This window comes from Streptomyces sp. NPDC047085 (assembly GCF_040643735.1).
Lineage (GTDB): Bacteria > Actinomycetota > Actinomycetes > Streptomycetales > Streptomycetaceae > Streptomyces.
In genome coordinates, this window is record NZ_JBEYUW010000002.1 from 49,280 (window position 1) to 75,519 (window position 26,240).

At 72.1% G+C, this 26,240-nt stretch carries 23 protein-coding genes; 10 read left to right on the forward strand and 13 right to left on the reverse strand.

Annotation, left to right across the window (positions count from 1 at the left end):
* Positions 1-11 precede the first annotated feature (11 nt).
* The gene (locus tag ABZ865_RS05940; RefSeq protein WP_361224564.1) at positions 12-1,598 is read right to left on the reverse strand and encodes a HEAT repeat domain-containing protein; all 1,587 of its coding nucleotides are present in this window, start codon (positions 1,596-1,598) and stop codon (positions 12-14) included.
* A 90-nt stretch (positions 1,599-1,688) separates the two neighbouring features.
* Between ABZ865_RS05940 and ABZ865_RS05945 the strand changes: the two genes are divergently transcribed.
* Positions 1,689-2,159, forward strand: coding sequence for a type II toxin-antitoxin system PemK/MazF family toxin (locus tag ABZ865_RS05945; RefSeq protein WP_361224568.1), 471 nt, complete (start codon positions 1,689-1,691; stop codon positions 2,157-2,159).
* Here ABZ865_RS05945 and ABZ865_RS05950 read toward each other — a convergent pair.
* Positions 2,144-2,968, reverse strand: coding sequence for a TIGR02452 family protein (locus ABZ865_RS05950; RefSeq protein WP_361224571.1), 825 nt, complete (start codon positions 2,966-2,968; stop codon positions 2,144-2,146). The genes ABZ865_RS05945 and ABZ865_RS05950 overlap by 16 nt on opposite strands.
* A 274-nt stretch (positions 2,969-3,242) precedes the next feature.
* On the opposite strand from ABZ865_RS05950, the gene egtA reads away from it, so the two are divergent.
* From egtA to egtD, 4 genes are read left to right on the forward strand one after another with little or no spacing between them, the layout of a single operon-like run.
* Positions 3,243-4,556: an ergothioneine biosynthesis glutamate--cysteine ligase EgtA gene (egtA, locus tag ABZ865_RS05955; protein ID WP_361224574.1), complete on the forward strand. Its 1,314-nt coding sequence runs from the start codon at positions 3,243-3,245 to the stop codon at positions 4,554-4,556.
* Positions 4,553-5,884 carry an ergothioneine biosynthesis protein EgtB gene (gene egtB / locus ABZ865_RS05960; protein ID WP_361224577.1) on the forward strand — a complete coding sequence of 444 codons (1,332 nt, stop codon included), beginning with the start codon at positions 4,553-4,555 and terminating at the stop codon, positions 5,882-5,884. Before egtA ends, egtB begins: the two co-directional genes overlap by 4 nt.
* Positions 5,884-6,663 carry an ergothioneine biosynthesis protein EgtC gene (egtC, locus tag ABZ865_RS05965; RefSeq protein ID WP_361224580.1) on the forward strand — a complete coding sequence of 260 codons (780 nt, stop codon included), beginning with the start codon at positions 5,884-5,886 and terminating at the stop codon, positions 6,661-6,663. The genes egtB and egtC overlap by 1 nt, the downstream gene beginning before the upstream one ends.
* Positions 6,660-7,622 (forward strand): L-histidine N(alpha)-methyltransferase, encoded by a 963-nt coding sequence (gene egtD / locus ABZ865_RS05970; RefSeq protein WP_361224583.1) that lies wholly within the window; start codon positions 6,660-6,662, stop codon positions 7,620-7,622. The genes egtC and egtD overlap by 4 nt, the downstream gene beginning before the upstream one ends.
* Positions 7,623-7,736: 114 nt before the next feature.
* Here egtD and ABZ865_RS05975 read toward each other — a convergent pair whose 3' ends face one another.
* Positions 7,737-8,996, reverse strand: a complete 1,260-nt coding sequence (locus ABZ865_RS05975) for an extracellular solute-binding protein (RefSeq protein WP_361224586.1) — start codon at positions 8,994-8,996, stop codon at positions 7,737-7,739.
* Positions 8,997-9,277: 281 nt separating this feature from the next.
* Between ABZ865_RS05975 and ABZ865_RS05980 the strand changes: the two genes are divergently transcribed.
* Complete coding sequence (locus ABZ865_RS05980; RefSeq protein ID WP_361224589.1) at positions 9,278-9,493, forward strand: dodecin; 216 nt, start codon at positions 9,278-9,280, stop codon at positions 9,491-9,493.
* A 49-nt stretch (positions 9,494-9,542) separates the two neighbouring features.
* Here ABZ865_RS05980 and ABZ865_RS05985 read toward each other — a convergent pair whose 3' ends face one another.
* Positions 9,543-10,034 carry a hypothetical protein gene (locus ABZ865_RS05985; protein WP_361224592.1) on the reverse strand — a complete coding sequence of 164 codons (492 nt, stop codon included), beginning with the start codon at positions 10,032-10,034 and terminating at the stop codon, positions 9,543-9,545.
* A 98-nt stretch (positions 10,035-10,132) separates the two neighbouring features.
* On the opposite strand from ABZ865_RS05985, the gene ABZ865_RS05990 reads away from it, so the two are divergent.
* From ABZ865_RS05990 to ABZ865_RS06000, 3 genes are all read left to right on the forward strand, one after another.
* Entirely contained in the window at positions 10,133-11,137 is a 1,005-nt protein-coding gene (locus tag ABZ865_RS05990; RefSeq protein ID WP_361224595.1) for an LLM class flavin-dependent oxidoreductase, read from the forward strand.
* A 75-nt stretch (positions 11,138-11,212) separates the two neighbouring features.
* Positions 11,213-11,401, forward strand: a complete 189-nt coding sequence (locus tag ABZ865_RS05995) for an antitoxin (RefSeq protein WP_361224598.1) — start codon at positions 11,213-11,215, stop codon at positions 11,399-11,401.
* Between the two features lie 32 nt (positions 11,402-11,433).
* Entirely contained in the window at positions 11,434-13,764 is a 2,331-nt protein-coding gene (locus ABZ865_RS06000) for an excinuclease ABC subunit UvrA (RefSeq protein ID WP_361224603.1), read from the forward strand.
* On the opposite strand, the gene ABZ865_RS06005 is transcribed toward ABZ865_RS06000, so the two are convergent.
* The 6 genes from ABZ865_RS06005 to ABZ865_RS06030 form a co-directional block, all read right to left on the reverse strand.
* On the reverse strand, positions 13,754-14,614 hold the full coding sequence (locus tag ABZ865_RS06005) for a lysophospholipid acyltransferase family protein (RefSeq protein WP_361224606.1): 861 nt from the start codon (positions 14,612-14,614) through the stop codon (positions 13,754-13,756). The genes ABZ865_RS06000 and ABZ865_RS06005 overlap by 11 nt on opposite strands.
* Positions 14,614-15,387, reverse strand: a complete 774-nt coding sequence (locus tag ABZ865_RS06010; protein WP_361224609.1) for a GNAT family N-acyltransferase — start codon at positions 15,385-15,387, stop codon at positions 14,614-14,616. Before ABZ865_RS06010 ends, ABZ865_RS06005 begins: the two co-directional genes overlap by 1 nt.
* A 142-nt stretch (positions 15,388-15,529) precedes the next feature.
* Complete coding sequence (locus ABZ865_RS06015; protein ID WP_361224612.1) at positions 15,530-17,026, reverse strand: glycosyltransferase family 39 protein; 1,497 nt, start codon at positions 17,024-17,026, stop codon at positions 15,530-15,532.
* 179 nt (positions 17,027-17,205) lie between these two features.
* Positions 17,206-17,955: a succinate dehydrogenase/fumarate reductase iron-sulfur subunit gene (locus tag ABZ865_RS06020; protein WP_361224615.1), complete on the reverse strand. Its 750-nt coding sequence runs from the start codon at positions 17,953-17,955 to the stop codon at positions 17,206-17,208.
* Positions 17,952-19,898 carry a fumarate reductase/succinate dehydrogenase flavoprotein subunit gene (locus ABZ865_RS06025; RefSeq protein WP_361224618.1) on the reverse strand — a complete coding sequence of 649 codons (1,947 nt, stop codon included), beginning with the start codon at positions 19,896-19,898 and terminating at the stop codon, positions 17,952-17,954. Before ABZ865_RS06025 ends, ABZ865_RS06020 begins: the two co-directional genes overlap by 4 nt.
* A 1-nt stretch (position 19,899) precedes the next feature.
* Positions 19,900-20,571: a succinate dehydrogenase gene (locus tag ABZ865_RS06030; RefSeq protein WP_361227151.1), complete on the reverse strand. Its 672-nt coding sequence runs from the start codon at positions 20,569-20,571 to the stop codon at positions 19,900-19,902.
* Positions 20,572-20,690: 119 nt separating this feature from the next.
* On the opposite strand from ABZ865_RS06030, the gene ABZ865_RS06035 reads away from it, so the two are divergent.
* Positions 20,691-21,575, forward strand: a complete 885-nt coding sequence (locus ABZ865_RS06035; RefSeq protein WP_361224621.1) for a LysR substrate-binding domain-containing protein — start codon at positions 20,691-20,693, stop codon at positions 21,573-21,575.
* A gap of 24 nt (positions 21,576-21,599) precedes the next feature.
* On the opposite strand, the gene ABZ865_RS06040 is transcribed toward ABZ865_RS06035, so the two are convergent.
* The 3 genes from ABZ865_RS06040 to ABZ865_RS06050 form a co-directional block, all read right to left on the reverse strand.
* Positions 21,600-23,744: an EAL domain-containing protein gene (locus tag ABZ865_RS06040; protein WP_361224625.1), complete on the reverse strand. Its 2,145-nt coding sequence runs from the start codon at positions 23,742-23,744 to the stop codon at positions 21,600-21,602.
* On the reverse strand, positions 23,741-24,553 hold the full coding sequence (locus ABZ865_RS06045) for an SAM-dependent methyltransferase (protein ID WP_361224628.1): 813 nt from the start codon (positions 24,551-24,553) through the stop codon (positions 23,741-23,743). The genes ABZ865_RS06040 and ABZ865_RS06045 overlap by 4 nt, the downstream gene beginning before the upstream one ends.
* 271 nt (positions 24,554-24,824) lie before the next feature.
* Positions 24,825-25,790 (reverse strand): SCO0930 family lipoprotein, encoded by a 966-nt coding sequence (locus ABZ865_RS06050; protein WP_361224631.1) that lies wholly within the window; start codon positions 25,788-25,790, stop codon positions 24,825-24,827.
* Positions 25,791-26,240 lie beyond the last annotated feature (450 nt).

Genomic DNA, 26,240 nt, shown 5'->3' on the forward strand with positions numbered 1-26,240 from the left:
CCGGGGTCCCCTCACCAGGGGCCCCGGCCGTCCGTCGTCAGCAGCCGGTCGATGGTGGCCGCGTCCAACGCCGGGTTGGCGGCGGCGGCATGGGCCAGTTCCTCGTCGTCGAGGAGTTCCGCGAGCCGGGGCCGCGGCAGGTTCGGATGGCGGGCCAGCGCGGCCCGTACGTCCGGGTCCGGGTCCCGGGTCAGCCGGTCCACGATGGTGGGCGAGGTGTCCGGGTCGCGGGCGACCAGGGCGCGGACCTGCGGGTCCTCGTGGTCGGCGAGTTCGCCAAGACCTGCACGCGGGAAGTTCGGCCGGGTGATCAGGTTCTCGCGTTCGGGGCCGGTGTACTCCAGGAAGCTGCGCAGCAGGAGTGCCGCCGGGGCGTCCGGATGGTTCTGTGCCAGCAGCACCCGCACGCCGAGATCGTCGTCCTCGGCCAGAAGTGCCACGAGGTCCGCCGCCAGCTCACGGTCCTCGGCGGCCTCCCGGCGCAGCATCGGGTGCCCGGAGAGCGCCTTTCGGCGAACGGCGTCGGGGTCCCTGGGCTGTGGCAGCACGGACACGTAACGGAATCCGAAGCGGCAGTCCATGGGGACCTGGTAGTCGATCCGCGCGCGTTCCTCCTCCGTCAGCGCGGGGTGGACGGACACGGCCAGCCGTACGTCCGGGTCGGGGTCCACCGCGAGCCTCTCGCGTTCGACGGGGCCCAGCTCGGCCTGGTGCGCGACCGCTCTGCGCACCTCCGGGTGCGGATCGGCGACGAGGGCGTGGCGCTCGGCGGGCTGGAGGTCGGGGCGGCGCGCGATCCGCTCACGTACCTCCGGGTCCGGATCGGCGGCGAGGAGAGCGACGACGTCGGCAGGGAGACTGGGGTTGCCGGCGATCATCGCCTTGTCGTCCTTGCCGGCCGGTGCCGTGAGCACGCTGTCCACGACGGCTCTGCTGAGGGCCTGGTTGAGCAGGATGTCGGTGCGGGCGTGGCACGGCCGGTCGGGCAGCACGCTCTCGATCCACGCCGGATCCTCGTACCGCTGGAGTTCACGGGCCCGCTCCCGCACTCTGTCGTCGGGGTCCGCGAGCAGCGCGGCCCTGATGTCCGCGGGCAGCCCGTGCCAGCGGCCGGCGCCCCACCAGCGGACCTCCGGGAGCGGGTGTGTGGGCATGGACTCGATCAGCTCGGCGGACATCTGCTGGTAGAAGTAGTGAGAACCCAGCGGTTCCTCGCCGTTGTACGTGCGGATCATCCGGACGATGACATCGTCGGGCAGTGGCCTCGGCCGGTGGGGAAAATGTATGCGCGGCCCCTCGACGAGGTGAGAGCGGACGATCCAGTCCGGGTCGTCCACCAGCCGTCCCCTCCGGGCCGGATCGACATGCGGGTTGGTGGCGAAAAAGCCGCGCGTACGCCGGTCCGGATGCTCGATCACCGCGTCCACGACGGCCTCGGGCAGATCCCGGTCCCGGCACAGCACCATCCGTACGGCCAGGGGCGCGTCGGCGAGCAGCCGCAGCAGGACCTCCTCCGAGGCGGACGGGTTGAGCGCGAGCCCTGCGAGCCGACGCGTGGCCAAGTCGGCTTCTTCCCAGACCTGTTCAGGCGTGCGCATGCGTCGAATCCCCCGCATTTCATGTCCCCGGCCCTCAAGGCCCCCTGGCCCAAAAGCCTATGAGACCACTGAGACCACTAGGGTGCCCCCGTGAGCACGCACATCGATGAGAACGTCCCCGGCCGCTACGGCCCGCACGCCACCGCCGAGGCCGACCCGCGCGAGGTCGGCCGGGTGCGCACCGAGTACTCCCCCGCCCATGACGGCGACCCCGACCCGGGCGAGATCGTCTGGACCTGGGTGCCGTTCGAGGAGAACGACGGCCGGGGCAAGGACCGCCCGGTGCTGGTCGTCGCCCGGGAGGCGGCGGGCACCTTCCTCGCCGTGCAACTGTCCAGCAAGCGGCACGACGCCGGGCGGGCGGGCGGGGGAAGAGGTGCCCGGGAGTGGGTGGCGATCGGCAGCGGCCCCTGGGACCGGTCGGGGCGCGACTCGTGGGTGGACGTGGACCGCGTGCTGCGGCTGCACGAGGAGGGCATGCGCCGGGAGGCGTGCGCGCTGGACCGGATGCGGTTCAACCTCGTCCGGCAGCGGCTGCACGAACGCTACGGCTGGACCTGAGCGCCGAACACCTGCGCGAACGCCGCCCGGACCGTCGCCCCGGGCGTACGGTCCAGCACCCCGAACACCACGTGCTCGAACGTACGGGCGAACCGGCCGCCGGGGCCAAGCAGCACGCGGAAAGCCTCCGCGACCTGCGCCGGATCGTTCTGGAAGACGCCGCAGCCCCAGGCGCCGAGCACCAACCGCCGGTAGCCGTGGGCGGCGGCGGTCTCCAGGACCCGCTCGGCCCGTGCGTCGAGGGCGGCCGGGATCTCGGCGGCGCGCCGCGGTGCCGTACGCCGCACGACGCCCGCGTTTGGGGCGGCCGCCGTCAGGAAGCCCGCGAGGTAGGGCTCGTCCAGCAGCCGGCCGCGGTCGTCGCGGAACACCGGTACGGCCGGGCTGTGGATCACCCGGTCGGAGTAGAAGGGGTCACGGTCGGCGCGGTGGTGGTCGTAGAAGGCACGCGCCTCCAGCAGACAGGTGTGCAGCGCGGAGGCGCGGCACAGGGCCTCTTCCTGGGCCTGGGCGCCGTTGAGGTAGCCGCCGCCGGGATTGCGGGCCGAGGCGAAGTTGAGGACGGCCACCGGGGCGTCGGCCAGCCGTAGCGCCGCCTCCAGGCTGCTCTCGCCGGTGACCTCGAAGAACGTGTCGGCCTCGGGTGCGGTCGGTACCGGCACCGGCTCGGGGCCGTACATCCGCGTGCCCGCCCGGGCGGCCTCGACGGCGGCCGCGATCGACACCTCCCGGCCGTCCGGCACCCGGTACGCCCCTGCCGCCACGATCCGCTCGGTCTCCGCCGCGACACCGCGCAGGCGCGCGCTCACGGCGCCACCCCCGTGGGCGCCGCGACCGCGGCCCGCGCGATCTCCCCCGTCGTGCTCATGCACGCATCCTGGGCGATGCTGGGGAGGCGGTGCAACGGAGTTTCCCGGACCCGGATCGGGCGGAAACACGCAAGGAAGCGGAGATGACCGATCCCGAACGTCCCGTTGCGCACTCTTGTGCGATTCGGCTCGAGGGTCTTGGGTGGAACGAGTGCCTGCCCGGCCCACCGGAAACCGGGCCCGTGGCATGGTGGAATCTCAGGAGGATCCCGACATGTCCGACTCAGTGATAGATGGTGGTGACTGTACGGAGTCTCGCGCCGCCGTCACCGAAGCCGAGGTGGACGCCCTGGTCCAGGGCATCTGCTTCAAGACCGGCCCGCCCCGCACGGTCGGGGTCGAAGTGGAATGGCTCGTCAAAGAGCTGCATCTGCCGCAGCTCCCGGTGACACCCGAACGACTCGAAGCGGCCTACGCCACCCTGCGGACCGTGCCCCTGAAGTCGCCGCTCACGATCGAGCCCGGCGGCCAGCTGGAGCTGAGTTCGCCGCCCGCCGCCTCCCTGATGGAGTGCATAGGCACCGTCTCGGCCGACCTGGACACCGTCCGCGCGGTCCTCGCCGAGGACGGACTGGGACTCGTCGGCGTGGGTCACGATCCCTGGCACGCACCCCGCCGGTTCCTGCACGAACCGCGCTACGACGCCATGGAGGCGTGCCTCGACCGCACCGGCCGGGCCGGCCGCCACATGATGTGTGCCTCGGCCTCCGTGCAGGTCTGCCTGGACGCCGGGTACGAAGGCCCCGGCCCCCTCGGGCACGAGCGGCGGTGGTGGCTGGCGCACCAGCTGGGTGCGGTCCTGGTGGCCGCGTTCGCCAACTCCCCGTTGTCCGGCCGCAGACGCACCGGCTGGCGGTCCACCCGGCAGCTGATGTGGATGGAGATCGGCGCCGGCCGGGCCGGGGCTCCCCCGCCGGACGGCGATCCACGCGCAGGCTGGGCCCGGCACGTGCTGGACTCCCCCGTGATGTGCGTCCGCCGCGACAGCGGCCCGTGGGACGTGCCCGAGGGCCTGACCTTCCGCGAGTGGACCCGCTCGCGGGCGCCCCGGCCGCCCACCCGGGCGGATCTCGACTACCACCTGACCACGCTGTTCCCGCCGGTGCGCCCGCGCGGCCACCTGGAGCTGCGGATGATCGACGCGCAGCCCGGCGACGACGGCTGGATCGTGCCGCTCGCGGTGACGGCGGCGCTGTTCGACGACCCGGAGGCCACCGAGGTGGCGCACCAGGCCGTGAAGCCGCTGGCGGAGCGGTCTCTGAACCTCCCCGCGCCGCACAACCCGCTGTGGGTCGACGCGGCCCGGCACGGGCTCGCCGACCACGAACTGCGCGAGGCCGCCGTCACCTGTTTCACGGCGGCGCTGATGGCCCTGCCCCGCCTCGGCGCCACGCCCGCGGTCACCCAGGCCGTGGCGGACTACCTGAACCACTACGTCGTACGGGGCCGTTGCCCGGCCGACGACCTGCTGGACCGCCTGCACGGCACGGACCACCGTGCCCCCGGGAGGAAGGGACTGCGCACATGACCGCCCCGGAGACCGAGACGTCCGTGGCCGACGCGGAGGCGCTGCGCGAGCGCGCGCTCGCCTCCCTCACCACCGCCCGCGCCCGCACCACGCTGCTGACCAGCTGCGTCGAGGACCCCGACCTCACCGCCCAGCACTCGCCGCTGATGTCACCGCTGGTGTGGGACCTCGCGCACATCGGCAACCAGGAGGAGCTGTGGCTGCTGCGGGCGGTCGGCGGCCGGGAGGCGATGCGGCCCGAGATCGACACCCTGTACGACGCCTTCGAGCACCCGCGCGCCGAACGCCCCTCGCTGCCGCTGCTGCCGCCCGACGAGGCCCGGAAGTACGCGGCAGAGGTGCGGGGGCGGGCCCTTGACCTGCTGGAGGCCGCGGACTTCCACGGCACCCGGCTGACCGAGGCCGGCTTCGCCTTCGGGATGATCGCGCAGCACGAACAGCAGCACGACGAGACCATGCTGATCACCCATCAGCTGCGCAGGGGCCCGGCGGCCCTGACCGCGCCCGATCCGGAACCGGTGCCCGTGTTCACCGGTCCGGCCGAAGTCCTCGTCCCCGGCGGCCCGTTCACCATGGGCACCTCCGCCGAGCCATGGGCGCTGGACAACGAACGCCCCGCGCACCCGCGGGACGTGGCGCCGTTCTGGATCGACACGACCCCGGTGACGAACGCGGCCTACCAGGCGTTCATCGAGGACGGCGGCTACGACACCGAGCGCTGGTGGACGCCGGGGGGCTGGGCGCACATCCGGCAGCACTCGATCACGGCGCCGCTGTTCTGGCGCCGGGACGGCGGCCAGTGGCTGCGGCGCCGCTTCGGCGTCACCGAGGTGGTGCCGCCCGACGAGCCGGTGCTGCACGTGTGCTGGTACGAGGCGGACGCCTACGCCCGCTGGGCCGGACGCCGGCTGCCCACCGAGACGGAGTGGGAGAAGGCGGCCCGGCACGATCCGGCCACCGGCCGCTCCCGGCGCTATCCGTGGGGTGACGCCGACCCGGCGCCCGAGCACGCCAACCTGGGCCAGCGGCACCTTCGGCCCGCCCCCGCCGGCAGCTATCCGGCGGGTGAGTCCCCGCTCGGCGTACGCCAGTTGATCGGCGACGTGTGGGAGTGGACGGCGAGCGACTTCCTGCCGTACCCGGGATTCACGGCGTTCCCGTACAAGGAGTACTCGGAGGTGTTCTTCGGCCCCGAGTACAAGGTGCTGCGCGGCGGTTCGTTCGCCGTGGACCCGGTGGCCTGCCGGGGCACGTTCCGCAACTGGGACTACCCGATCCGCCGGCAGATCTTCTCCGGGTTCCGCACCGCACGCTCGGAGTCCGTCTGATGTGCCGTCACCTCGCCTACCTGGGCCCAGAAGAGCCGCTCGGCCGGCTCCTCGTGGAGCCCCCGCACAGCCTGTACCGGCAGTCGTGGGCGCCGCGCCGGCAGCGGTACGGGACGGTCAACGCCGATGGTTTCGGCGTGGGTTGGTACGCCCCGGGCGATCCCGTGCCGGCCCGCTACCGGCGGGCCGGGCCGATCTGGGCGGACCTCTCCTTCGCCGACCTGACCCGGGTCGTGCGCTCCGGCGCCGTCCTGGCCGCCGTGCGGGACGCCACCGTGGCGGGCGCGAACGGCGAGGCCGCCGCGGCACCGTTCGCGGCCGGGCGGTGGCTGTTCAGCCACAACGGCGCGATCCCGGGCTGGCCCGATGCGGCGGCGCCGCTGGTGCCCTCGCTGCCCCCGGTCGACCTGCTCTCCCTGGAGGCCCGCACCGACTCGGCGTTCGCGTGGGCGCTGGTCCTGCACCGGCTGCGCGCCGGTGACCCGCCGGACCACGCCCTCGGCGAAACGGTTCGCCGGCTGGCCGAGGCCGCGCCCGCCGCCCGGCTCAACTTCCTGCTGACCGACGGCGACACCATCACCGCCACCGCCTGGGGCGACAGCCTCTGGTACCGCACGGAGCCCGGCCACGGCGTGGTCGTCGCCTCCGAACCCCACGACGACGACCCGCTCTGGCAGGAGGTCCCCGACCGCACCGTCGTCACCGCGAGCCGCGCCGGCGTGCGGCTCGCCCCGGTCGAGGATCCCGCGTCCGCACCTTCGAAGGAGCCCTGTTCGTGAGTCCCCTGCACGTGACCCGCACCCTCCCCGAGGACGCCACGGACGCCGCGCTGCGCGACGACGTGCGCGCCGGCCTCACCGTCATGCCCAAGTCGCTGCCGCCGAAGTGGTTCTACGACGCCCGGGGCAGCGAGCTGTTCGAACAGATCACGGAACTGCCCGAGTACTACCCGACGCGGGCGGAGCGGGAGATCCTGATCGCCCGCTCCGGCGAGATCGCCGCCGCCGGCGGCGCCCGGACCCTCGTCGAACTCGGCTCCGGCTCCTCGGAGAAGACCCGCTACCTGATCGACGCCCTCACCTCGCTGGAGACCTATGTCCCGGTCGACGTCAGCGAGAGCGCCCTGGTCCAGGCCGGAGAGGCGCTCATCGCGCAGCGGCCCGGCCTCGACGTGCACGCGCTGATCGCGGACTTCACCGCGCCGCTCGCCCTGCCCACCACGCCCGGGCCCCGGCTGGTGGCCTTCCTCGGCGGCACGATCGGCAACCTGCTGCCCGCCGAACGTGCCGCGTTCCTCACCTCCGTACGGTCCCTGCTCGCCCCGGGCGACGGTCTGCTGCTCGGCACGGACCTGGTCAAGGACGAGGGGGTGCTGGTCCGGGCGTACGACGACGCGGCCGGGGTCACGGCCGCGTTCAACAAGAACGTCCTGGCCGTGGTGAACCGGGAGCTGGGCGCCGACTTCGACCCCGCCGCCTTCGACCACGTGGCGCTGTGGGACGCGGGGCGGGAGTGGATCGAGATGCGGCTGCGCTCCCGTAGGGCACAGACGGTCAAGGTGCCCGCGCTCGACCTCGTCGTGGACTTCGCGGCGGGCGAGGAGCTGCGCACCGAGGTGTCGGCGAAGTTCCGCAGGGAGGGCGTGACCAGGGAACTGGCCGAGGCGGGACTGGAGTTGACCCACTGGTGGACGGACCCGGAGGGCCGCTTCGCGCTCTCGCTGAGCGTGGCACGCTGAGCATGCCGTGGTGATCACGGCGTGGTGAGCATGCCGTGATCACCACGGCTCGGTGACCGCGGCTTGCTGACCACGGCTCGGTGAGCACGGCGCGGCGAGGCGGCCCTGCGCGGGTCAGCCCAGCGGTGGCGTGAGCGCCTCGGTGATCCTCCGGGAGGCCCGGCGGGCCTCGGTCGCCGGGTTCGCGCCGGTGAGCACCTTGGTCATGTACCCCTTGATCGGGTTGTCGGCCTCGACCGCCGCCCATTGAGGGCTGCTGGGGGTCGCCCGGCCGTGCGCGGCGCCCGCCGCCATGGCGGCGACCCCCTCCGCCCCCGCCACCGCGCCGGCGAGAGTGGTCTTGTTCGGCACGTAGTTCATGGTGCGGGCGAGTTCGGTGTCCCACTTGGCGCCGGTCAGCGCCCCGACGACGGCGGTCGCGGCGAACTGGTCGTCGGTGTTCTGCGGGACGACGAGGTCGGAGCCGCCGGTGAAGACGGCGCCGGGCCGGGCGGCGGTCCTGCCGGGCACCGGGAAGAAGCCGAGCTTGTCCTCGAGCCCCGGGTTCTTCTGCGCGATGGCACGGGCGAGCCCCGGTACGGCGATGATCTGCGCCACCTTGCCGTCGGCGAACATCCCGGCCTGCGGCGGGTGTTCCTCGTCGGCGTCCATGGGGCCCGCGCCGAGCGCCTGGAGCCGCCGGTAGAAGTCCATGCCACGCAGCGCGGCCGGGGTGTCGAGCGCGCCCCGCCACTCGAAGTCCTTCTGCGCGGCGAGGTCGCCGCCCTCGTCCCAGATGAAGCCGGAGAGGGTGTACCAGTCCTGCCCGGCGAGGTAGATGCCCTGATTGCCGCCCGAGTTGAGCTTCTCGGTGTCGGCGAGCCACTCGTCGCGGGTCTTCGGCGGACGGGTGATGCCGGCCTCCTCGAAGAGGTCCTTGCGGTAGATGACCACCCGGTTGGCCGCGTACCAGGGCACGCCGTACTGCTCGTTGCCGGACTTGCCGGGCTCGGCGAGGCCGGGCAGCCAGTGCTGCCGGTCCCAGTCGCGCACCGACTCCAGCGTCAGGTCGGCGAGCCGGCCGTCGTCGATGTACAGCGGGACCTGGGTGTTGCCGACCTCGATGACGTCGGGGGCGTCCTCGGCCTGCGACCTGAGCGCCTTGCGGACCTTGTCCACGATCCCGGTCCACTCCTGGATGCGGATTTCGAGGCGCAGGTCCTTGTGGGTCCGCTCGAAGTCCTCGGTGAAGCGCCGCAGGAAGTCCTGGGAGGCGCTGTCCTTCATCAACCACACGGTGACGGTGTGCCGTTCGTGCGTGCCGGGCAGGACCCCGCAAGCGCTGACGAGGGAACCGGTGACACAGAGGAGGGCGAGCAGACGAGGTCGTCTCACGAGGGGTCCTGTTCTGTCTGGCATGGGCGGTGCGGACAGGGCGAGGGGCCCGACGTGGGGGGACGAGCGCGGAGCGCTCGTACGGGTGTGCTGGATTTTGGTATGGACCAATGCGTAGGTCAAGCGCTACCCGGAGTATCGGCCGACGTCTCGCGCGCCGGGCGGGGATACGGCACGGTGGAGTACGGCGTGACACATCGGTCACGGCGTGACACACCGGTCACGGCGTCCGTGAGGCGCGGGCCCAGCGCGGCGCCCTCACGGCGGAGAGGAGCACCCGCATGTCGAACAACACCTACCGGGTCACCGAGATCGTCGGCACCTCGCACGAGGGGGTCGACCAGGCCATCCGCAACGGCATCGCCCGCGCCGACCAGACCCTACGCAACCTGGACTGGTTCGAGATCCTCCAGGTCCGCGGCCAGATCGAGAACGGGCAGATCGAGCACTACCAGGTATGCATGAAGGTGGGCTTCCGCCTGGAGGACGTCGGCTGACCCGCCACCGCCGCGGCGACCAGGTCCGGCTCAGTCCGCTCAGTCCGCTTCAGGTCCGGCCCTCGCGCTCCTGGGCGTCCTCCAGTGCGGCGGAGTGCTCGGCCCAGCGGGCCCGCAGGACGGTGAACCCGGCCCGCTCGGCGTCGTCGCACACGAGTTCGTCGTCATCGACGAGGAGGCGCACCTCCCTGTCACGGGCCAGTCGGCGCAGGATCTCCAGCTTGGTGAACCGGGCGGGCCTGCGGTCGGCGTTGCCCCTCATATGGACGCGTCCCTCGGGCAGCCCGTGCGCGGCGAGCCAGTCCAGCGTGGCGCGCCGGCAGCGCTCGGGCCGCCCGGTGAGATACACGATCTCGCACTCCCCCGCCTGCTCCAGCGCGAGCGCCACGCCCGCGGCGAGCGGCGGGTCCGCGGGCGCCGCCGCGAAGAACCCGTCCCAGTCACGCGGCCGGCGCTCCAGGAAGTGCTGCCGGTGCGCGGTGTCGGCGAGGGTGTTGTCGAGGTCGAACACGGCGACGGGGCGCCCGCTGCTGTCTGTCACGGGGTCACCCTAGCCACCCCGGCAATCCGGGGTCCCACCCCCGGCGACCCTGGGAGCCACCCCGGGAATCCTGGGGCCGCCACGGTGTTGAACCCTGCGTGAGCGCAATGATCAGCCGGACCAGGTTCTCCGTCCTCGACCGCTCCCGCACCCGCGCGGGGCGTCCGCCCGGTGAGGCGTTGCGGGACACCCTCGCGCTGGCGCGCGAGGCCGAGGCGCTCGGCTACCACCGCTTCTGGGTCTCCGAGCACCACGGCGTGCCCGGTGTCGCCGGGTCCGCGCCGACCGTGCTCGCCGCCGCCGTGGCCGCGGCGACCCGCACGATCCGGGTCGGCACCGGCGGGGTCATGCTGCCCAACCACCAACCCCTGGTCGTCGCCGAGCAGTTCGGCGTACTGGAGTCGCTGTTCCCGGGCCGGATCGACATGGGGCTCGGCCGCTCGGTGGGTTTCACGGACGGGGTGCGCAAGGCCCTCGGCCGGGACCGGCACGACGCCGAGGACTTCGCGGCACAGCTCGGCGAGCTGCTCGGCTGGTTCGAGGGGACCTCCCCGACCGGGGTGCACGCCCGCCCCGCGGAGGGCCTGCGCGTGCCGCCGTTCGTGCTGGCCATGGGCGAGGGCGCGCTGATCGCGGCCCGCGCGGGCCTGCCGATGGTCATCGGCGATCTGCGGAGCCGCGAGAAGATGCTGCGCGGCATCGACCAGTACCGCTCCCACTTCCGCCCCTCCCCCTGGGCGTCCGAGCCCTATGTCGTGATCTCCGGCACGATCGCGGTCGCCGACACCCCGGACGCGGCGCGCCGGCTGCTGGTGCCGGAGGCCTGGGCCATGGCGTACTCGCGCACCCATGGCACCTTCCCGCCGCTGGCCCCGGCCGAGGAGATCCTGGCCCGCACGATGACCGCCAAGGAACGCGGCTTCTACGAGTCCGGTCTGGCCGGGCACATGGCCGGTACCGAGGAGCACATCACCCACGAGCTGGAGACGGTACTCAAGGAGACGGCCGCCGACGAGGTTCTCGTCACCACCAGCACGTACGACCGGGAGGCGCTGCTGGATTCGTACCGGCGGCTCGCCGCCCTGTTCCGACCCGCCCACTGACCGGGCCCGAGATGCGAACGCGGCCGGGGCCCGGGACCCTGGGAGTGGAAGCCTCGACCGACAAGGAGGGCTGCCATGTCCGTGATGGACAAGCTCAAGCAGATGCTCAAGGGCCACGAGGACCAGGCCGAGCAGGGCGTCGACAAAGCGGGCGACATGTTCGACGAGAGGACGCAGGGCAAGTACCGCTCCCAGACGGACACCGCGCAGAAGAAGGCGGACGAGTTCATCGACCAGAATCGCCGGGACAACCCTCCGCAGTAGTGGTACACGGGCGCGGATAGAGTTGCGCCTCTATGCACAGCCCACATGACCAGTACGTCCGCGTCCGCGGCGCCCGCGAGCACAACCTCAGGGGTGTCGACGTGGACATCCCCCGGGACGTCCTGGTCGTGTTCACCGGCGTGTCCGGCTCGGGCAAGTCGTCCCTGGCCTTCGGCACCGTCTACGCCGAGGCGCAGCGCCGCTACTTCGAGTCGGTCGCGCCGTACGCGCGCAGGCTGATCCATCAGGTGGGGGCGCCCAAGGTCGGTGAGATCACCGGGCTGCCGCCCGCGGTGTCGCTGCAGCAGCGCCGCTCGTCCCCGACCTCGCGTTCCTCGGTGGGCACGGTCACCAATCTCTCCAACTCGCTGCGCATGCTGTTCTCGCGGGCCGGCGACTATCCGCCGGGCGCCGAACGGCTCGATTCCGACGCGTTCTCGCCCAACACGGCGGCCGGTGCCTGCCCGGAGTGCCACGGCCTCGGCGAAGTGCACCGCACCACCGAGGAGTTGCTGGTCCCCGATCCGTCGCTGTCGATCCGCGAGGGCGCGATCGCCGCGTGGCCGGGGGCCTGGCAGGGCAAGAACCTGCGCGACATCCTGGACACGCTCGGCTACGACGTGGACCGGCCCTGGCGCGAGCTGCCCGCCGGGCAGCGGGAGTGGATCCTGTTCACGGACGAGCAGCCGGTGGTCACCGTCCACCCGGTCCGGGACGCCGACCGGATCCAACGGCCGTACCAGGGCACGTACATGAGCGCCCGCCGGTACGTCCTGAAGACATTCTCGGACACCAGGTCCGCGACCCTGCGGGCCAAGGCGGAGCGCTTCCTGGCCAGTGCACCGTGCCCGGCGTGCGGGGGCAGCAGGCTGCGGCCGGAGGCGCTGGCGGTGACGTTCGGGGGCCGCACCATCGCCGAGTTGGCGGCGCTGCCGCTGACCGACCTGGCCGGTGTGCCGCCCGGGAGCACGGAGACCGCCCGCGTGCTGACCGCGGATCTGCGGTCCCGGATCGCGCCGGTGGTCGAGCTGGGCCTCGGCTATCTCAGCCTGGACCGGGCCACCCCCACCCTCTCGGCGGGCGAGCTGCAACGGCTGCGGCTCGCCACGCAGTTGCGCTCGGGCCTGTTCGGCGTGGTGTACGTGCTGGACGAGCCGTCCGCCGGGCTGCACCCGGCGGACACCGAGGCGCTGCTGACCGTGCTGGAGCGGCTGAAGACGGCCGGGAACTCGGTGTTCGTGGTGGAGCATCACCTGGAGGTGGTGCGCGGCGCCGACTGGCTGGTGGACATCGGCCCCGGTGCCGGGGAGTACGGCGGGCAGGTGCTGTACAGCGGTCCGCCGGCCGAGCTGGCGTCGGTGCGGGAGTCCGCGACGGCGGCCTTCCTCTTCGACGAGTCACCCGGTCCGGCACGGGAGGTGCGCGAGCCGCGCGGCTGGTTGAGCGTGGGCCCGGTCACCCGGCACAACCTGCGCGAGGTGACGGCCCGTTTCCCGCTCGGCGCGTTCACCGCCGTCACCGGCGTGTCCGGCTCCGGCAAGTCCACCCTCATCGGCGAGCTGACCGAGGACGTGGCCGGGGTCGACCGGCTGGTCCGGGTGGACCAGCGGCCGATCGGGCGCACCCCGCGCTCCAACCTGGCCACCTACACGGGCCTGTTCGACGTCGTGCGCAAGGTGTTCGCCGGAACCGAGGAGGCACGCGAGCGGGGTTACGGCGTCGGGCGGTTCTCGTTCAACGTGGCCGGGGGGCGCTGCGAGACCTGTCAGGGCGAGGGGTTCGTCAGCGTGGAACTGCTGTTCCTGCCGAGCACGTACGCGCCCTGCCCGGACTGCGCCGGTGCCCGCTACAACCCGGACACGCTCCAGGTCACGCACCGGGGGCGGAACATCGCCGAGGTGCTCGACCTGACCGTGGAGGCCGCCGCGGAGTTCTTCGGCGACACCCCGGCCGCCGCCCGCAGCCTCGGCACCCTTCTCGACGTCGGCCTCGGCTATCTGCGTCTGGGCCAGCCCGCTACCGAGCTGTCCGGCGGCGAGGCCCAGCGGATCAAGCTGGCGAGCGAGCTGCAGCGCGGCCGCCGCGGGAACACCCTGTACCTGCTGGACGAGCCGACGACCGGTCTGCACCCGGCCGACGTCGAGGTGCTGATGGACCGGCTGCACGGGCTGGTCGACGCCGGGAACACGGTCGTCGTGGTCGAGCACGACATGACGGTGGTCGCCGGCGCGGACTGGGTGATCGACCTCGGCCCGGGCGGCGGCGACCAGGGCGGCCGGATCGTGGCGGCCGGTCCGCCGCAGCGGGTGGCGGCGGCGGAGGGCAGCGCGACCGCGCCCTATCTCGCCCGGGTCATGCCCTGACGCTCCCGCGCGGCGACATCGTGACCGGGAACGCCGGTGACGGGGTCACCAGGGCCGCGTGGGTCCAGGCGGGCTCCGGGTTCACCGGCTGGGCCGCGCGGGCGAGGGAGCGGCGGTCGGGATGCGCGCCGGGCGGTATCACCGGGCGTACGTCCACCTCGGCCACGAGACCGCGGGTACGGGCCACCCGCCACAGGGAGGCGAACAGGGTGTCCTCGCCGACGAACGCGGCCGCGGTGCTCGCGGCCTGCTCCCCGTCCCGCAGATAGCGCAGCCGCACCGGCTGCACGGGCACGCCCGCGTCCAGCGCGGCCTGGAACACGGCCCGGTGGAAGCGGCCGTGGGCCCGCCCGCACCAGGTGCTGCCCTCGGGGAAGGCGACCACGGCGGCGCCGTCGCGCAGGGCCCCCGCGATCCGCGCGACCGTGCCGGGCAGCGCCCGCAGCCGGTCGCGCTCGATGAACAGCGCCCCGCCACGCGCGACCAGCGCGCCCGCCACCGGCCACTGCCGGATCTCGGTCTTGGCGAGCATCCGGGCGGGGCGTACTGCGGCCAGCAGCGGGATGTCCAGCCAGGAGACGTGGTTGGCGACCAGCAGCACTCCGCCGGCGGGTGCGGCGGTGCCGGTGATGCGGACCCGGACCCCCATGGCCCGCACGATCGTCCGGCTCCACTGCCTGACCCACTCGGCGGGGATCCTCCCGCCGAGCGGGGCCAGCACGATCCCGGCCAGCACGAGGACCGCGACCGCGGTCAGCCGCAGCACGGCACGGGGTACGGCCGCGGCGGGCACGGCCGGCTCCACACAGGCGCCCGGGGTGCAGGGCGCGGCGGGCAGCCAGACGCCCATCAGGCCGGCACGAGGGAGAGGAAGTGCTTCAGATAGCGCGGGTTGACCCGGCGCATCGAGAGCAGCACGTACAGGTCGGCGACGCCGAAGTCCGGGTCGTACGCGGGCTCGCCGCAGACCCAGGCGCCCAGGCGGATGTAGCCGCGCAGCAGGGCGGGGAGTTCGGTGCGGCCGGCCGGGGCCTCGGCGTTGGGGATCCACGGCAGCAGCGGCCGTACCCGGTACTCCTCGGGAGCCAGGTGCTTGTCCTTCACGCGCTCCCAGGTGCCGGTGGCCAGCGCGCCGCCGTCCGCGAGCGGGACCGAACAGCAGCCCGCCAGCCACTCGTGGCCCCGGTCGACCATGTAGCGGGCGATCCCGGCCCAGATCAGGCTGATGACCGTACCGTCGCGGTGGTCGGGGTGGACGCAGGAACGGCCGACCTCGACCAGCCCCGGGCGGACCTGGTTCAGCGGGCCCAGGTCGAACTCGCCCTCGGAGTACAGCCGTCCGGCGACTGCGGCCCGCTCCGGCGGCAGCAGCCGGTACGTACCCACCACCTCTCCGGTGGCGGCGTCCCGTATGAGAAGGTGATCGCAGTAGGCGTCGAACGCGTCCGCGTCCAGGCCCGGCTCGGGGCCGTCGATCCGGGCGCCCATCTCGCCCGCGAACACTTGGTACCGCAGGCGCTGCGCGGCCCGGACGTCGTACTGGTCCCGGGCCAGCGAGACCAGGTAGCCGGATCCGCCGGATGGTTGGGCGAGTGCTGGGGGCGAGGCGGGCATGGCGGTCATGTCGGTCTCCTGTGCCGGACGGAAGCAGGACTGCATCTGCACTCCACTTTTTCCGTGACCGTCTGGCCTCGGCGTGACCTGCGCGGGGCGCCCGGATGTGCGCCTGCTGAATGCCGGGGGTCGGCGGCCAGCAGGCTGTCTCCTATTTGGTACGAACCAGCAGAGACACGGTGAGACCGCTGGGCCGCTCCGCCCTGTACGGCGTGTAGTGGGCCCACAGGGCGTCCGCCTGCGTGGGGGGCAGGCCGAACAGCGGATCCGCCACGTTCCCGGACACCACCAGCCAGATCCGCTTCTCGCCCCGCAGGCATCGGGCCGGCTGCGGGCACTCGGTCGCCGCCAGGTCGTCGCGCCGGACGGGCGACTCGGCGAGGAAGACGTCGCGCATCTTCAGATCGCGCGGAAGGTAGTAGCTCACGCCCAGGGACAGGGCCTCCTCCTGGACCCTGTTGTAGACGATCGCGTCACCGGGCACGTAGTCCTTCTCGATGGTCCGTGCGGCCGCGGCGAAGTCGGGGCCGCCCGCCCCGTAGTGCGCGAGCGGTTCCCGCAGGGTTTTCTGGTCGAATGCCGTGATCAGCGCGAGGGCCGCGAGGACCGACGCGATCGCCGGGCGGGACCGTGCCGAGGCGGCGAGCCCCGCCCCGGCCAGGATCACGATCGCGGGCAGGACGAACAGCATGTAGCGGAAGTAGAAGTACGAGATGTGACCATGGGAGATGCCCCACAGCACCAGGACGGGCACCACGGCCCACACCGCGCAGAAGACGACGGCGTCGCGGCGCTGCTGGCACGCCACCATGGCCAGCAGCATCACCGTCCCCGCGCACAGGCCGGTGTAGAACAGCTGCGACCAGATGTCGATCAGCTCCCAGCCCCCCGGCTCGGTGATCCACCAGATCTGCCGGGTGGTCTGCGCCCTGCCCAGCAGCACGATCGGGACCATGCAGCCGACGCAGGCCAGGACCGCGCAGCCGAAGCCCCACCACGCCCGGCGCTCGCGCCGGGCCCGCAGGAGCACGAGGGCCAGATGCCCGATGAGGGCGGTGAGCGCGAGGAGGTGGAACAGTCCGACGGCCACCAGGCCGAGGGTGTAACCCGACCACCGCCAGGGGCTGCCGGGACGGTCCAGTGCCCGCAGCAGGAGCAGCGCGGACAGAGTCACGGCCAGCATCACCAGACCGTACGGGCGGGCCTCGTGGGCGAAGCGGCTCACGCCCGGGATCAGGGCGAACAGCAGACCACCGGTCAGTCCCGCGCGGTGGCCGAACAGGCGCCGCCCGACCAGCGCGACGCAGGCGGCGGCGCCGGCCATGGCCATCGCGGACGGCATGCGCAGGGCGAGGGCCGAGTCCCCGAAGACGCTGGTCCAGGCGTGGAGCAGCAGGTAGTACGGGGCGAGCACGGCGTCCACATGACGCACCGTGGCCAGCACCTGGCCGAAGCTGCGGCCGGACATGTCCCAGCTGGTCAACTCGTCGCGGCCGAGCAGCGGTTCGCTGATCCGGTACATCGCCAGCGCCAGGGTGGCCCCCGCGGGCCACCCCCACAGGCCGACCGCCGGACTCGGGTCGGAGCGCCATGCTTCGGGGGCCGCGCCATCGCCGGTGCGCGGGGCGGGAGGGGTGAGAATTGCCATGCCGACAGCCATATCGGCGCGGCCGCTTGGGCGTCAGCGTGACCCGCCCGATCCGTATCGCCTTCCCCCATTCGGACCTGGCCACGACCGGATGGACCGTGGGGTGCCTGACGGGGCCGGAGTTGAGCACCACACCCGGCCCCGCCCGTCCGCGTCCTCAGCGAACGATCATCGTGGCGCTACCCCTTGGCCACCTTTCGAGTGGCCCGCAGCCACTCCTTGTTCATACTCGTGATGGACACCAGCGGAATCCCCTTCGGGCAGGCCGTCGCGCACTCACCGGTGAGCGTGCATCCGCCGAAGCCCTCCTCGTCCATCTGCGCCACCATGTCCAGCACCCGCGTCTCCCGCTCGGGCGCCCCCTGGGGCAGCACATTCAGGTGGTTGATCTTCGCGGAGGTGAACAGCATCGCCGCACCGTTGGGACACGCGGCCACGCACGCCCCGCACCCGATGCACTCGGCGTGCTCGAAGGCGAAGTCGGCATCCGGCTTCGGCACCGGCGTCGCATGCGCCTCCGGCGCGGATCCCGTCGGCGCGGTGATGTAGCCGCCGGCCTGGATGATCCGGTCGAACGCCGAACGGTCGACGACCAGATCCTTGACCACCGGGAACGCCGACGCCCGCCACGGCTCGACGTCGATCGTGTCGCCGTCCTTGAAGGACCGCATGTGCAGCTGGCAGGTGGTGGTGCGCTCGGGCCCGTGCGCGTCGCCGTTGATCACGAGCGAACACGCGCCGCAGATACCCTCGCGGCAGTCGTGGTCGAAGGCGACCGGGTCCTCGCCCTTGAGGATCAGCTCCTCGTTGAGCGTGTCGAGCATCTCCAGGAAGGACATGTCCGACGAGATTCCGTCCACCTCGTACGTGGACATGGCGCCTTCGGCGTCGGCGTTCTTCTGCCGCCAGACGCGCAGGGTGAGCCTCATGCGTAGCTCCGCTGGGTGGGGTGGACGTACTCGAAGACCAGGTCTTCCTTGTGCAGGACGGGCGCCGTGCCGGTGCCGGTGAACTCCCAGGCGGCGGCGTACGAGAACGCGTCGTCCTTGCGGGCGGCCTCGCCGTCGGGGGTCTGGGACTCCTCGCGGAAGTGGCCGCCGCAGGACTCGGCGCGGTGCAGCGCGTCGAGGCACATCAGCTCGGCAAGCTCGAGGTAGTCGACGATGCGGTTGGCCTTCTCCAGCGACTGGTTGAACTCCTCGCCGGTGCCGGGCACCTTGATGCGCCGCCAGAACTCCTCGCGGATCTGGGGGATGCGCTCCAGCGCCTTGCGCAGACCGGCGTCGGTGCGGGCCATGCCGCAGAACTCCCACATCAGCTCGCCGAGTTCGCGGTGGAAGGAGTCGGGGGTGCGGTCGCCGTCGACGGAGAGGAGCAGGTTGATCCGGTCCTCCGTCTCGGCCAGCACCTCCTGGACGACGGGGTGTTCGTCGGTCACCTCGCCCTGGTGCGGGTTGCGCGCCAGGTAGTCGTTGATGGTCGCCGGCAGTACGAAGTAGCCGTCGGCCAGGCCCTGCATCAGCGCGGAGGCGCCGAGCCGGTTGGCGCCGTGGTCGGAGAAGTTGGCCTCGCCGATCGCGAACAGGCCCGGGACCGTGGTCTGGAGGTCGTAGTCGACCCACAGGCCGCCCATCGTGTAGTGCACGGCCGGGTAGATCCGCATCGGCACCTCGTACGGATCCTCGTCGGTGATCCGCTGGTACATGTCGAAGAGGTTGCCGTACTTGGCCTCGACGGCCTTGCGCCCCATGCGCCTGATGGCGTCGGCGAAGTCCAGGTACACGCCCTGTCCGCCGGGGCCGACCCCCCTGCCCTCGTCGCAGACGTTCTTCGCGGCGCGGGAGGCGATGTCGCGCGGGACCAGGTTGCCGAAGGACGGGTAGATGCGCTCCAGGTAGTAGTCGCGCTCGTCCTCGGGGATCTGGTGCGGCGGGCGGGTGTCGCCCTTGGCCTTGGGCACCCAGATGCGTCCGTCGTTGCGCAGCGACTCGCTCATCAGCGTCAGCTTGGACTGGTGGTCGCCGGTGCGCGGGATGCAGGTCGGGTGGATCTGGGTGAAGCAGGGGTTGCCGAAGTACGCGCCGCGCCGGTGCGCCCGCCAGACGGCGGTCGCGTTGGAGTTCATGGCGTTGGTCGACAGGTAGAAGACGTTGCCGTAGCCGCCGCTCGCGAGGACGACGGCGTCCGCGAAGTACGTGTCGATACGACCGGTGATGAGATCGCGCGCCACGATGCCGCGCGCCCTCCCGTCGACGACGATCAGGTCGAGCATCTCGGTGCGCGGGTGCATCTCGACGTTGCCCGCGGCGATCTGCCGGCTGAGGGCCTGGTAGGCGCCCAGCAGCAGCTGCTGGCCCGTCTGGCCGCGGGCGTAGAACGTCCGGGACACCTGGACACCGCCGAAGGACCGGGTGTCCAGCAGGCCGCCGTACTCGCGGGCGAACGGCACGCCCTGGGCCACGCACTGGTCGATGATCTCGACCGAGATCTGCGCGAGCCGGTGCACGTTGGACTCGCGGGCGCGGAAGTCGCCGCCCTTGACGGTGTCGTAGAACAGCCGGTGGACCGAGTCGCCGTCGTTGCGGTAGTTCTTCGCCGCGTTGATGCCGCCCTGCGCGGCGATGGAGTGGGCGCGGCGCGGGGAGTCCTGGTAACAGAACTGGACGACGTGGTAGCCCTGTTCGGCGAGGGTGGCGCCCGCGGAGCCACCGGCGAGACCGGTGCCTACGACGATGATCGTGTGCTTGCGGCGGTTGGCGGGGTTGACCAGCTTGGCCTCGAAGCGGCGCTTGTCCCAGCGCTCGTGGACGGGGCCCGAGGGGGCCTTGGTGTCGACGACGGGCTCGCCGGTGAGGTAGTCGGTGTAGGTCATGTCAGCTCACCACTCCGGTCATGACGCCCACGGGTACGGCGATGAAACCGGCCGTGAGCAGCAGCGCGAGGACGTTCGCGACGGTCTTCAGGGCGCGGTCGCGGGCGCGGCTGCCGACGCCGAGGGTCTGCGCCGCGCTCCAGAAGCCGTGCCGGATGTGCAGGCCGAGCGCGAGCATCGCGACGATGTAGATGACGTTGCCGTACCAGGTGGAGAAGGTGTCCACCACGTTCTGGTACGGGTGGCCCTCCTGGAAGCCGCCGCTGTGCACGGTTCCGGTGGTCAGGTCCAGGAGGTGCCAGACGATGAACAGGCCGAGGATGATCCCGCCCCAGCGCATGGTGCGGGTGGCGTAGCTCGCCCGCGGCTTCTTGTGCACGTACGCGGTGGGACGTGCCTTGATGTCGCGGCGGCTGAGTTGGTAGGCGGAGGTGGCGTGGGCGACCACGGCGACGACGAGGACGATCCGGATCAGCCAGAGCGTCCACTCGTAGTGCATGAAGGGCTCGCCGATGGTGCGCAGCCAGTGGGCGTAGTGGTTGAACTCGCCCGCCCCGAAGTAGATCTTCAGGTTCCCGATCATGTGCGCGACCAGGTACAGCAGCATGATCACACCGCTGACGGCCATCACCGTCTTCTTGCCGACGGTGCTGTCCCACACGGTGCGCGCCATGGACGGCCGTCGGTCCGTCCGCGTTGCCAGAGCCATGGAAAGGACGGTAGGGCCGAGGGTCCCGATCGGTCCAAGACATGGTTCAGCTGGATTCCATAGGCTCCGGCTATCCTGATGGCGTGCAGTTCCAGCAGCTCCAGTACTTCGTCGCCGTCGCCGAGACCCGGCACTTCACCCGGGCCGCCGAGCTGGTCCATGTCGCCCAGCCGTCGCTCTCCCAGCAGATCAAGGCGCTGGAGCGGGAGCTGGGCGCCGATCTGTTCCTGCGCGCCCGGGGCAACATCACCCTCACCGACGCGGGCGAGGCCCTGCTGCCGCTGGCCCGGCGCATCCTCGCCGACGCCGACACCGCCCGGCACGAGGTGCAGGAACTGGTGCAGCTGCGGCGGGGCCGGGTGCGGCTGGGCGCGACGCCCAGTCTGTGCACCGGTCTGCTCCCGGACGTGCTGCGCGCCTTCCACGACCGCTACCCGGGCATCCAGCTGCTGATCGAGGAGGGCGGCTCGCACGACCTGGTGCGGGGGCTGGCCCGGGGCGCCCTCGACCTCGCGCTGGTCGTGCTGCCCCTGCCGACGCCGGCGCCCGCGCTGACCACGGTGGAGCTGCTGCGGGAGGATCTCGTGGTGGTGTCGTCACCGGAGACGCCCGCGCCGGGGCGAGGCGGCCGGACGGTCGAGATCGGCGACCTGGAGGGCGAGCGCCTCGTGATGTTCCGGCACGGCTACGACCTGCGCGAGCTGACCGTGGCCGCGTGCCGCTCCGCCGGGTTCGAGCCGGAGTTCGCGGTGGAGGGAGGCGAGATGGACGCGGTGCTGGGGTTCGTACGGGCGGGGCTCGGCCTGGCCGTGGTGCCGCGCATGGTCGCGGCACGGTCGGGCCGGGGGCTGAGGGTCACGCCCCTGGCTCGCCCGGGGTTGCATCGGACGATCGCCCTGGCTCACCGCAGCGACGTGGCTCCGCCGCGGGCCGCGAGGGAGTTGCAGCGGATGTTGTTGGAGCGGTGAGGGTGCCCTCCACACCCCCGGCAATCAGCCTGTCGCGTCCACCAATGCCAGCTCGTGCAGCCTTTCCGGTGGGCCCGGCCGCGCGTAGTACCAGCCCTGGGCCGTGTCGCAGCCCAGTATGCGGAGTTGTTCGGCCTGGGCTCCGGTTTCCACGCCTTCGACGGTGACCGCGAGGTCGAGGCTGTGGGCCAGGGAGACGATGCCCTCGACGATCTTGAGGTCGACGGGGTCGGCCGGGAACTGCTGCATGCCCTGGGTGAAGGAGCGGTCCAGTTTGAGGATGCTCACCGGCAGGCGGCGGAGGTTGGCGAGGTTGGAGTAGCCGGTGCCGAAGTCGTCGAGGGCGATGTCGACGCCCATCTCGGCCAGCCGGCGCAGGGGTTTGAGGAGGTCGTCGTCGGCGCCGATCAGGGCGGACTCGGTGACCTCCAGGCAGAGGGCGTCGGGGGCGACGCCCGCGCGTTCGAGGATGTCGACGGTGTCCTGGACCAGGCCGGGGTGGGTGAGCTGGCAGGGTGAGAGGTTGACGTTGATGCGCAGGGGCCCGGCCGCGGTCCGCTCGCCGTCGCGCTCCCGCCAGGCGCGGGCCTGGCGGATGGACTCCTCCAGGACCCAGCGGCCGAGCGGCACGATCAGGCCCGTGTGCTCGGCGAGCGGGATGAAGCGGTCCGGACCGAGGACGCCGTGCTGCGGGTGCAGCCAGCGCACCAGCGCCTCGGCGCCCCGGACGCTGCCGTCGCCGAGGTGGACCAGGGGCTGGTACTCGATGAAGAACTCGCCGCGCTCCAGCGCCGTCGGCAGGGCGGTGGTCAGGCCGTGGCGGGTGATCGCGCGGGCGTCGGCCTCCGGGTCCGCGAGCTCCGAGCGGTTGCCGCCCGCCGACTTGGCCCGGTACATGGTGATGTCCGCGCTGCGCAGGACCTCCGCCGCGGTGCGTTCGCCGGCCGGGCCCTCGACGATGCCGAGGCTGCCGCGCACCAGCAGGTCACGGCCGTCGATGCTGATCGGGGTGACGAGCGCGTGCATGATGCGCTCGGCGAGCTCGTCGACCTCGCGCGCGGTGTCGGGGCCGGTGGTCAGCGCCACGAACTCGTCGCCGCCGAGCCGGGCGACCATCTCGCCGGGCGCGGTCGCGCAGGACTGCAGCCGGTCGGCGACCTCCACCAGCAGCCGGTCGCCGGCCGCGTGGCCGAGGCTGTCGTTGATGGTCTTGAAGCCGTCCAGGTCGAGGTAGCACAGGCCGAAGCGCTGGCCCTCGCCCGCGCCCAGGGCCTTCTCCAGGCGCTCGAAGAACAGCGTGCGGTTGGGCAGTCCGGTGAGGGCGTCGTGGGTGGCCTCGTAGCGCAGCCGGAGGTTGAGCAGCCGGCGCTCGGTGGTGTCCTCCATGAGGGCGAGCTGGTACTGCGGATTGCCGTCCGCGTCGCGCAGCAGGGAGACCGTCAGATTGGTCCACAGGACGGTGCCGTCGGGGCGGTTGAACGCCTTCTCGACGTGGTAGGCGTCGCGCTCGCCGCGCACGAGTTCGTCGTACAGCTTCCAGGTCTGGGGCGCGTCCTCGGGGTGTGTCCAGTCCCTGACCCGGCGGCCGCGCAGGGACTGCTCGGTGAGGCCGAACATGCGCAGCAGTGCCTCGTTGACCTGGAGCACGTTGCCCTCCAGGTGGGCGATGCCGATGCCTATGGCCGCGCCCTCGAAGAGCGCGCGGAAACGGGCCTCGCTGGCGTGCAGCGCCTGGGCCACCACGCCCTGCGCCCGCAACGCGGCCTGCGCGATGGCCTCCTGCTCGGCGAGGGTGCGCTCGCGCAGCGCCTGCGCGTACCCGGCGGCCATCGCGTGCTGCAACCGGGAGGAGCGCATGCGCAGTTCGTCCTGGGGGCCGTCCCCGCCGCAGTAGAGCACGAGGTAGGCGTCGACGCAGTCCAGGGTGCGGGAGAGCGCCTCGGGGTTGGTGCAGTGCGCGTCGACGAGGGCGGCGCCGACCGCCTTCGCCTCCTCGGCCTCGAAGCTGCGGGCCCGCAGCAGTTCGCTCAACCGGCGTGCGAGGGGCAGAAGTTGCTGCTCGAACTCGGCCCGGGTCAGCGACGTGGAGGTGACCGGGAAGACCGCCCGGCTCCAGATCGTCGTCAACCGGCGCAGTCTGTCCTCCGGGCCGTCCGGCTCCGCGCTCACGCCGTACGCCCCACGCCGGCGAATCCGGAGAAGGCGTACGGATCCTCGTCCTCCGGCGCCGACTCCGGGCGCCAGTGCGGCATCTGCACCAGTCCGGGTTCCACCATGTCGTACCCCTCGAAGAACCGCGCGATCTCGTCGCGCGAGCGCATGATCAGCGGGTTGCGAATGTCCTTGTATACGTCCACCGCGCCCTCGGCCCGCTCCGCGGGCAACGGGATTCCCTCGTACGAGGCATGGGTGAGGATCAGCAGGCTGCCGGGCGCGAGCGCGTCGCGCAGCTCGGCCACCGCTCCGTACGGGTCGTCCGCGTCTTCCACGAAGTGCAGTATGGCAACGAGCAGCAGCGCCACTGGGCGATTCAGGTCGATCAGCCGCTCCAGTTGGGGGCTCGTGAGGATCTCATGGGGCTTGCGCAGATCGGCCGCGACCACGTCCGCGCGCTGGTTGTCCGCCAGTACGGCCTGGCTGTGCGCGACGGCCACCGGGTCGTGGTCGACGTAGACGACCCGGGCCTCCGGTGCGGCGGCCTGGGCGACCTCGTGCACATTGCCGAAGGTGGGGATGCCGGAGCCGATGTCGAGGAATTGGGTGATGCCCTCGTCCGCCGCGAACCGCACGGCCCGGCGCATGAACGCCCGGTTGGCCTGCGTGATCTTCGGCAGGCCCGGCATGAACTCCATCGCCTTGCGCGCCGCCTCCCGGTCGACCTCGAAGTTGTACGAACCGCCCAGGTAGTAGTCGTAGATACGCGAGACGCTCGGCACCGAGATGTCGATGTTCCGTGGGGCCCAGGCGGGACGCTCCATGTATCTCTCCAACGCTAGGCGACAGGGACAGGCGATCCGGTGTTCGAGCTGAGGCTACTGATCGCCTGCCAAAGGAGCGACCCGAACCGGAAATTGACCATCCGTTCCCGGTCACTGCCTGCGGCAAGTGCACGCCCGGTCCCGCTGGGTGACCGCTGTCCGGCATGTCCGTACAACAGAAGGGTCCGCCCCCTCCGTGCGGTGCGGAGGGGGCGGACCTGAGGCCGGGCGCCCGGGCGGGCGGGGCGATCGAACCCTGGGGAGGTGATCTCTACTTGCCCGGTGCGCCGACCGGCTTGCCGTCGGGCGCGACGGCGTACCACGTGCCGCCCACGCCCTGACCGTTGGTGTCCCCGGGGGCCTTGTCACCGGAGAAGGTGTAGATCGGCCAGCAGTTGACCGTCATCTGCTTGACGCCGTCGGGGCGGGTGAAGGGCATCAGGCCCTTCTTCTTGACGCCCACGGTGTCGTCCGCGCTCACCGGCCCGACGGCCGGCCACTTCTCCAGGCAGGCACCGGTGCAGTTGGAGACCGACTTGGGCCAGGCCTGGTCCTTCAGGAAGCGGTAGACCGTCATGCCCTTCTTGTCGACGATGATGTCGCCCAGCTTGGGGTCCTTGCGGACGGACAGTCCGGGCAGCGACGACAGGGAGGCCTTCTTGCCGTTGGGGGCGAGCGCGAACCACTTGCCGCCCACGCCCTGGCCGTTGACGTCGCCGGAGTTGACGTCCTTCGCGTAGCGGTAGGCGGGCCAGCCGCCGATGGTCAGCTGCTTGCTGCCGTCGGCGCGGGTGACCTCGCCGAGAAGCGCCTTGTCGATGCCCACGCCGGCGGTGGCGTCGTCGGCGGGGACCGGCGGCCAGGTGGTGGCGCAGTCGCCGTCGCAGTTCGACGTGGGCGGATTGGCGGTGTCCTTGTCGAACCGGTAGAGGGTCAGGCCCGAGCCGTCGGTGAGCACATTGCCGAGGTCGGGGTTGGCGGCGACGGTCAGCTTGCCCGCGGGAGCTGCCGGGGTCGGGGAGCCGGTGCTCTGGTTGCCGTCGGCACCGTAGCCGTTGCCCGCACCGGTCGCCGTGCCACCGCCCGGGCTGCCGTAACCGCCCGCCGGTGCGGTGGCGCCGACGTTCTGGGCCGCCGATGCCGGGGTCGTGGTGTTGTCCTGACCGCACGCCGTCGTCAGCGCCAGCACCGAAGCGGCTGTGGCCACCAGTGAGGCGGTCCGCCAGGAGGTCTTCATCGTCAACTCCCCAAATCTGCATGGATGTTGCAGCGCCCCGCTTGCGTCGCCGCACGGCCATGGGTACGCGCCGAGGGGGGCGGAGTGTTCAACGGGACCGCGAAATTTTTTTCTCCGCGGCTGCGGTGCGGCGCCCCGCGCCACTGCGGACGTGCAACAACACAATTCGGCCACTCAGGTCACTTCAGCCCGTCAAACCATGGATCCCGCTTTGTCCCTCATACGGGCCAATCCCGGGGCACTCCGGAGTGGGACGGCCCCGAGCGCCTCATGATCTCGGTCGTGCATGGACCCGAAGCGACCCGATGTGCGCCCGCCACACGGGCGTTGGCCCTGGTGGCACTGACGTGGGCCTTGGTGGGCTGCCCGGCCGGAACCGCGTCGGCCGACGCCTGCGCGTACGCCTCGACGGGCCCGGACGGCACGGTGGCCGTGGCGGTGGCCGGAGAC